The sequence below is a fragment of the Paenibacillus agaridevorans genome, assembly GCF_003112455.1.
Lineage (GTDB): Bacteria > Bacillota > Bacilli > Paenibacillales > Paenibacillaceae > Pristimantibacillus > Pristimantibacillus agaridevorans.
On sequence record NZ_BDQX01000458.1, the window covers coordinates 323891 to 330738 of the forward strand.

A 6848-nucleotide genomic window follows, 5' to 3' on the forward strand; every position below is an offset into this window, starting at 1 on the left:
CTTTACTCTATGAACTTGGGAGAATTGATAGAACCATAACTACTAGAAAATTGGCCAAAATAATAGATTGCTAGAAACTAGGAAGAATGACAGTATGCAAAAACAGCCTTGCAGCCCGGATTCGGACTGCAAGGCTGTTGCGCCTGGCTTCTTTGCTGCATCAATGGGTATAAGCGGCAACGTTATCGGTATCCACCGCTTCGTGCAGGGCGGCATTTAAGCCGCTCGCAATGATGTTAGCGATATCCTCGACGAATTGGTCGACTTCCTTTGGCGTTACGAGCAGGTCATGACCAACGGGACCCAATACTTCTTTAACGAGCTGCAATCGCTCATTTTCCGGGATGCTGTTCATCAGGCCGAATATTTGATTCGTATCGCCCTTCTGCTCTTCCAGATGATTCTTCATCATCTCGAATGCGTTGTTTACGATTGTGGATGCATAGACGACCGTCGGAACGCCAATTGCGATGACGGGAACGCCTAAAATTTCTTTTGTAAGTCCTTTACGTTTGTTGCCGATGCCGGAGCCCGGATGAATGCCGGTATCCGCGATCTGAATCGTGGTATTTACCCGCTCCAGCGCCTTGGAAGCGAGGGCATCGATCGCGATGATGAGATCCGGCTTGGATTGCTCGGCGATGCCGCGCACGATTTCGCTGGATTCGATGCCTGTAATGCCCAGCACGCCAGGCGCTACCGCACTGACCGGACGATATCCCGGAGCTACCTGATCCGGCATCAACTCGAAGAAGTGCCGCGTCACCATCACGTTTTCGACTACGATCGGGCCGAGCGCATCCGGCGTCACATTCCAGTTGCCCAGACCGACGATCAGCACCTTTGCCATTTTATTAATTTGGAGACGCTCCAGGAACGACTCAAAATGTTTGGCGAATTGAGTAGCCACTCGATCCTGCAGCGTCGTATCGCCATTTCTTAACTCTGGCACTTCGATCGTCACGTATTGCCCTACAATTTTGCCAATCGCCTGCGAACCTTGCTCGTTCTGGACATGAAGGACCGTGATGGTAATGCCGTCATCCTCCGTCACCTCCGAATGAATACCGGGAATGGGTCCTCCGTCGGGCTTGGCCAGCTCCCTTGCCTCCAGGGCAAGGTCTGTCCGTATATTGAATTGCTGCAGATCGAGCTCTTCGCGCGCTTGTTCCTTCATCATTATGCCGCTCCTTTCGCACCATGTACTTTCGTTATTGTTTGCAAAGTCGGTTATTTCATACGATTGCTTCCGCTTTTGGCCATCAAATGGGATGTGCTTCGACATAAATGGTTACTATTGCTTTTTGGGCAGTCGCATGATAATATATTTTAAGTTGTGTTACGTGCGATGCACAGAATTACGTAGGAGGTGAATTCCATGCCAAACATTAAATCCGCGATTAAACGCGTTAAGACTAACGAGAAACGCCGTGCTCTAAACGCTTCCCAAAAATCCGCACTTCGTTCGGCCGTTAAATCTGCTGACCAAGCTATCGCTGGAACGGACGTAGATGCAGCTAAAGCTGCTCTGCTCGTTGCAACGAAAAAATTGGACAAAGCAGTAACAAAAGGCCTGATTCATAAAAATGCGGCTGCCCGCAAAAAATCCCGTCTTGCGAAACGTCTAAACTCCCTGTCCGCTCAAGCGTAAGCTGCTGCGACAAGAAGAAGGATGATCCATTAGCTCGACGATGCGATTCCGATAAGCTTTGCTGACCTACTAAGGCCGGTGAAGCTTATTTGTATGGGGTTTAAAAAGAAAAAGCCAGCAGAGCTAAGCGCCCTTGCTGACTCCCAATGATAACAAGTACAGTTCTAATCCGAGCGCCTTGTCGATTAAACCGCTCTTCATATTGTAATCCAGCTCGGCAAGTGCCGCTAACAGCGCTCCTAATCTTGCTGTCGCGAATTTCTTCGCCTTCTCGGCAGCCAGCTTCACTGCATAAGGGTGCAAACCCAGATGTCCTGCCATCTGCTGAGGCGAATAGTGATGCCCCTCCAACTCCTTAATCTGCAGCATAATACGAAGCTGCCTTGCGATCAACGCGGCGATCTTGATGGGCTCCTCCCGGCGGACTAGCAATTGGTGGTACATGCCTAGAGCTTTGTCGATACGAAGCTCAGCGATCGCATCGATCAAGGCAAATACATCCTCTTCGACGGTAGCCGCAGTCAATAATGCGGTTTGTTCGGCATCTATGACTCCTCCTTCACCTGCATGAAGGCATAACTTGTCTACTTCCTGGGACAGCTGCCCCGTCCCCACACCGACTCGCGTTATAAGCAGTTCGGCCGCAGCCGCCGTCAACGTACGCTTCTGTTCGGCCGCCCGCTTCACAAGCCATTGCTTCAGCTCCTGAATCTCCATCTCAGGGAATGCGACCAGAGAACCGCGGTCCTTTAGCGCCTTAACCAGCTTGCGTCGTTCGTCCAGCTTGTCCGCATGAACGGCAAAGACGATAACCGACGATGGAAGCGGGTTATCCATATATCGCAGCAGCGTTTCCGGACGGTGCTCCAGCTTCGTGTTCTCTTTGCCGCCAGCTGCCATTACGCTAACATCCCTTATAAGAACCAGCTTCCGTTCGATGAAGAAAGGCGGCGTCTCTGCCTCCAACACGGCCTCGTCAAGCGCGGATTCCGCCGTATCGAACTTAACGATCCCCATCTCGCGTTCTTCTTGCGCAAACATAAAGCCGGTCAGCGCATCAATGAATTGTCCCATCCGGTAACGATCTTTTCCATATAAAACATATACCGGACGGAACTTACCGGCTTTGATTTCTTTAAATGCTTCGCGAATATCCAACTTGCCACTCCCCTTGCGATCCATGCTCCCTTTAACATTACCAGCAGACGGCGCCGGAAGCAACAAAGGGATGCTTGCCCCATACAGGGCGGCATCCCTTTGTCTTTATATTAACATTCACAGGCGGCTCCATGGCGCCGCCGTACATGAATGGTCTTACGACGTCCAGCTCCACGTCGTAGACGAATCTCATGCTTTATCATACTCAGGGGCATCGGCATATGTGCTTATTTCCCCTCAAAAAAATGGGTTGCACCATTCCGTTACTCCAAAGCGTGCTGCGACTGGGAGTGCATTCGCCAAAAATCAGTCTGCCTTCCGTTCCTCAAAAGACGGGATGGCAATTTCATACTTCTGTGCCGCGCCGTGGTCCAAGCTTACTTCATAAGTAAGCGAAGCGCTGTCCTGCGCCCAGACCAGATTAACGTGCAGGCCGTTCTTTCTTTCCGTTTGGAACAACGTCGAACTGTCACTGGCAGACAGGATGACAATAGAAAACCCGTCCACATTCGCCATATATTGTCCGTCGGGCGATGGTAGCATCGCATGTCCCGTAATGCCCATGTCAGGCTCATGCTTTGACGTGCTTTCAACGCCATAACTCGTTTCTTCCTCGACGGGCTTTGTGACATCGCTATTGCGCTGTGCCGAATTAGGGAGCGCCTCTGACCCGCCGGCATTGAAGCCGCTTTCCGGCTCCATGGGATTGCCGTTCTTGTCCGTCAAGCCATATGGCCCTTTGAGATTTTCCGTTCCATCCGTTGGCGCATCGGCGGCGGCATCTCCGCCTGGATCCTTCTTGGCGCTGAGTGGCGAGACATCCATTACCGAGGTATCTTCCTTCATCTCCATCTCGGCGGCTGATTGGCCAATAGAGGAAGCCTTGTCTTGATCGTTTAAACTTGATTGCGGCGGATACGTCACCAGGAATATACCTGCCACAATTCCCGCAGCTACAACGCCGCTGATCGACTTCCAGGATGGCCAGCGCCGCGTACGTTGCGTTCTTCGCGTCAACGATCCCTGATCATACGTTGTTGCAGGAACGGCCAATGTTTCCGCATGCTTCGTTTCGTTATCGATCCGAATCAACTCTGGCATAATGGCATCGACCAGGCTGTAGGCAGGCGTTACCTTGGGCAGATTATTAAGCTCGGCGGATAATCTGGTAAGTCGTTCGAACATGGCGGCACAGTCCGGACAATGTCTGGTATGATTCATTAAGACTTCCATCTCGCTCTCGCGCAGATCGTCGTCTAGCTGTCGCTGCATAAGCTCCGTCACCTCTTGACAATTCACCCCCGGACACCACCTTTCTGATAATCTTGAAGTAAACTCTGTAGTTGCTGTCTGGCTCTGAACAGATAGGATTTAACCGTGTTGAGAGGCAAATCAAGCGATTCGGCAATTTCGTTGTACGAAAAATCTTGCAGGTATCGCAGCACAACGACCGTCCGGTGGTTCTCCGGAAGCTGCTCGATCGCGCTTCGAATATCCTGCAGGGCGTAAGCGGACAACACTTCCTCTTCGACGTTCTGCTTCTCCCTAAATACAAGCTCATGCTCGTCGATGGATATCGTCGGCTTGTTGCGCCTGAACTTGTCAATGCAAATATTCGTTACAATCCGTTGAATCCATGTCTTGAACTGCGCCTTCTCTTCGTAGGAACCAATCTTGGTGTAAATTCGGATCAACGCCTCCTGGGAGGCATCCATGGCATCCTGTTCATTGTTTAATATATAATAGGCTGTCCGATAAACATGGGTTTCAATCTCTCGCAATAGAGTAATTAACGCATCGCGATCTCCCGATTGAGCGGCTTTGATCAGGCCGGGCTCCACCACGAAGGATCCTCCTCTCTTGCAACCTTACAGACGGATCGGTTGCATTAAAAGTTGCATGCAACTTTTATCATTTATATTTTTATTAGAATGAAAGATCATGATTGTGTTTCAATGGGTCTCTGGTATGATTACGTCGGATAACCCCACACTATAGAATATCATGTTCGATCGATTCCGTATAGAGAGATTATCTTGACCGATAAGAGAGAACTTGCGGCGTTAATCGGAACATGGATTCGCCGTCCGTATCCGTACGCCACAGTCTGGCGCCGGCACGCTGAACACGCCCCAGCACATCGGGATGGGGGTGGCCATACGTATTAGACGCGCCAACCGATGCGACCGCGCCGCGAGGCGCCCAATAGGCAAGCCATGCTTCTCCCGTGGAATGGCGGCTGCCATGGTGATTTAGTTTCATGATGTCGACTGGGGCCGTATGGTTCTTACGGCCGCTTTCTCCATTTGCATCTTCCGCCCTAGTGTGTAGCGCGATTATTGCACGTTCCGTTTCCATGCCGACGTCTCCCGCGAACAGAAACCGATGACCATAGATTTCGAGCGTCATGACCAGACTGCTTTCGTTCTGCTCGCTTGCGGATTGGATGCCCGTCTCATCGGATTCCGGCGGCCATAAAATTTGGATTTTCGTCTCTCCATCAATCTTGGCGTAATCGCCGGATCGAGGCGCATATAGCGGAATTCCTGCCTCCACAATTAGAGACATGAGTTCCTCGACATCCTCCGATGCCTTCATCGTGCCGTTCCACCAAACAGCACGAACCGGAATTCCCTGAACTACGGCCTTCAGGCCTCGAATATGATCGCTGTCCAGATGGGAGATGACCAGCACGTCCAATTCCTTCACGCCTCGTTTCATAAGCAGCGGCAAGACGACCTTTTTCCCCACCTCGAACGGATCGCTCCTCTCCCGCCACTCCTCTCCCGGCTTCCGGTACGTCATTGTACCTCCCCCGTCGATCAGAATATGTTTGCCGCCTGGCGTGCGGATCAAAGCGGAATCCCCTTGTCCGACATCAAAAAAGCTGACGACTGCGGAGCGATCCAGGAGATTGGGGTAATAGGCATAGAAGATCAACGCAATCAGACCTGTCGTTAGTCCAAGCAACGCGCGATGACCGGGCAGCCATTTCAAGTTAACCTTCATTAATGAGAGGATTGACTTCTTAGCGCCAGTCGGCTGGATGACATTAGAATGCTTAGGGAGAGGTTCCGTGATCTCGAAGCCGCCGGGATCCATATTCTCCTTAGAGAGTTGTTCGCCATGCAAGGGGGCTAGCTGTCTCAAATAACGGAAGAGCAGGAACAATAAGAGCATGTAACTCGCAACCCACCATAACGACGGAGTCTCCCAAATGAGCCTCATAGAGCTTACATTTGCCAATATATCGACGATCCAAAAAGTCCAATCGTTCAACGTAACGGACAATCCCGCCAACATCTTTGCGCCTCCCATCCAAACGGGTGACAAGAGCAGCGCGATCGTCCCGATCGGCATGATAACGAAGCTGATGAAAGGAACCAGCACGAAGTTGGCGGCAAGCGACAATAGATGGAAGCCGTTAAAATAATAAATGGTTAATGGAAAGGATACCAGTTGCGCCGCAATCGTCACTGCCGCGAGATCGCAAAGCCAGCCGGCCACTCCTTGTCGCCGGGGCATCAAACGTCTTAGCGGGGGCACGCCGCATATTAACCCGAGCGTGACGACGAACGACAGCTGGAAGCTGACGGAATCCAAATAATAGGGATCATAGGCAAGAATAGCCACGGCAGCTGCCGCCAGGAGATGCAAGCCGTCTTTCAACTTGCCCAGTCTGGCCGCGATCAGCCCCAGAATCGCCATTATTCCGGCACGAAGCACGGAGGGCGAAGCTCCCGTCAATAAAACATAGAGCGGGATCGTAATCATTAGCGACAGCTGGATTCGTTCGCGGCTCATCCGGCATATTCGCAGGAGGCCGCCCATCATGACCATATAGACGGCTACGTGAAGGCCCGATATGGCCAGAATATGCGTCAGCCCAAGCCTCGCGAACTGATCGAACTGCTCGGGGTCGAGACTCGTGCGCAGACCCAGAATAAGCCCTTGCATATACCCGGACTGATGGGACGGGTATAGCTCCCCGAAGCGCGCGCCGAGAAGTTCGCGCGCAGCGTCGACGCGGCCCCGCAGC

6 protein-coding genes are annotated in these 6848 nt (G+C 51.8%); 1 reads left to right on the forward strand and 5 read right to left on the reverse strand.

All coding sequences use genetic code 11. The features are described from left to right. Nucleotides 1-160 precede the first annotated feature (160 nt). Nucleotides 161-1180, reverse strand: coding sequence for a GPR endopeptidase (gene gpr, locus PAT3040_RS35265; RefSeq protein WP_258235314.1), 1020 nt, complete (start codon nt 1178-1180; stop codon nt 161-163). 198 nt (nt 1181-1378) lie between these two features. On the opposite strand from gpr, the gene rpsT reads away from it, so the two are divergent. Further along, the gene (rpsT, locus tag PAT3040_RS35270) at nt 1379-1651 is read left to right on the forward strand and encodes a 30S ribosomal protein S20 (protein WP_087567176.1); all 273 of its coding nucleotides are present in this window, start codon (nt 1379-1381) and stop codon (nt 1649-1651) included. A 123-nt stretch (nt 1652-1774) separates the two neighbouring features. Here rpsT and holA read toward each other — a convergent pair whose 3' ends face one another. From holA to PAT3040_RS35290, 4 genes are all read right to left on the reverse strand, one after another. Then, nucleotides 1775-2809, reverse strand: a complete 1035-nt coding sequence (gene holA / locus PAT3040_RS35275) for a DNA polymerase III subunit delta (RefSeq protein WP_108996278.1) — start codon at nt 2807-2809, stop codon at nt 1775-1777. A 306-nt stretch (nt 2810-3115) separates the two neighbouring features. Further along, nucleotides 3116-4108, reverse strand: coding sequence for an anti-sigma factor family protein (locus tag PAT3040_RS35280; RefSeq protein WP_108996279.1), 993 nt, complete (start codon nt 4106-4108; stop codon nt 3116-3118). Continuing rightward, complete coding sequence (locus PAT3040_RS35285) at nt 4105-4653, reverse strand: RNA polymerase sigma factor (protein WP_087567179.1); 549 nt, start codon at nt 4651-4653, stop codon at nt 4105-4107. Before PAT3040_RS35285 ends, PAT3040_RS35280 begins: the two co-directional genes overlap by 4 nt. A gap of 187 nt (nt 4654-4840) precedes the next feature. Then, nucleotides 4841-6848 (reverse strand): DNA internalization-related competence protein ComEC/Rec2 (locus PAT3040_RS35290; protein ID WP_108996280.1); only part of this gene is annotated, 2008 nt, incomplete at its 5' end.